Below are 1,026 nucleotides of genomic sequence, written 5' to 3' on the forward strand. Positions count from 1 at the left end.
CACGCTTAAAAATAATAAAAGCAGACTTGACCTGATAGTTTGGCTGTGAGCAATTATGTGCTTAGTGCATCTAACGCTTGAGTTAAGCCGCGCCGCGAAGCGGCGTCGGCTTGAACGAATTGTTAGACATTATTTGCCGACTACCTTGGTGATCTCGCCTTTCACGTAGTGAACAAATTCTTCCAACTGATCTGCGCGCGAGGCCAAGCGATCTTCTTCTTGTCCAAGATAAGCCTGTCTAGCTTCAAGTATGACGGGCTGATACTGGGCCGGCAGGCGCTCCATTGCCCAGTCGGCAGCGACATCCTTCGGCGCGATTTTGCCGGTTACTGCGCTGTACCAAATGCGGGACAACGTAAGCACTACATTTCGCTCATCGCCAGCCCAGTCGGGCGGCGAGTTCCATAGCGTTAAGGTTTCATTTAGCGCCTCAAATAGATCCTGTTCAGGAACCGGATCAAAGAGTTCCTCCGCCGCTGGACCTACCAAGGCAACGCTATGTTCTCTTGCTTTTGTCAGCAAGATAGCCAGATCAATGTCGATCGTGGCTGGCTCGAAGATACCTGCAAGAATGTCATTGCGCTGCCATTCTCCAAATTGCAGTTCGCGCTTAGCTGGATAACGCCACGGAATGATGTCGTCGTGCACAACAATGGTGACTTCTACAGCGCGGAGAATCTCGCTCTCTCCAGGGGAAGCCGAAGTTTCCAAAAGGTCGTTGATCAAAGCTCGCCGCGTTGTTTCATCAAGCCTTACGGTCACCGTAACCAGCAAATCAATATCACTGTGTGGCTTCAGGCCGCCATCCACTGCGGAGCCGTACAAATGTACGGCCAGCAACGTCGGTTCGAGATGGCGCTCGATGACGCCAACTACCTCTGATAGTTGAGTCGATACTTCGGCGATCACCACTTCCCTCATGATGTTTAACTTTGTTTTAGGGCGACTGCCCTGCTGCGTAACATCGTTGCTGCTCCATAACATCAAACATCGACCCACGGCGTAACGCGCTTGCTGCTTGGATGC

At 51.8% G+C, this 1,026-nt stretch carries 1 pseudogene; it reads right to left on the minus strand.

Going from position 1 to position 1,026, the window contains the following annotated elements:
• Positions 1 to 82: 82 nt before the first annotated feature.
• Positions 83 to 921, minus strand: a pseudogene (gene aadA1 / locus EGJ86_RS24885) (ANT(3'')-Ia family aminoglycoside nucleotidyltransferase AadA1).
• Positions 922 to 1,026 lie beyond the last annotated feature (105 nt).

The organism is Pseudomonas sp. o96-267, from assembly GCF_003935465.1.
In the GTDB taxonomy this organism is placed as follows: Bacteria; Pseudomonadota; Gammaproteobacteria; order Pseudomonadales; family Pseudomonadaceae; genus Aquipseudomonas; species Aquipseudomonas sediminis.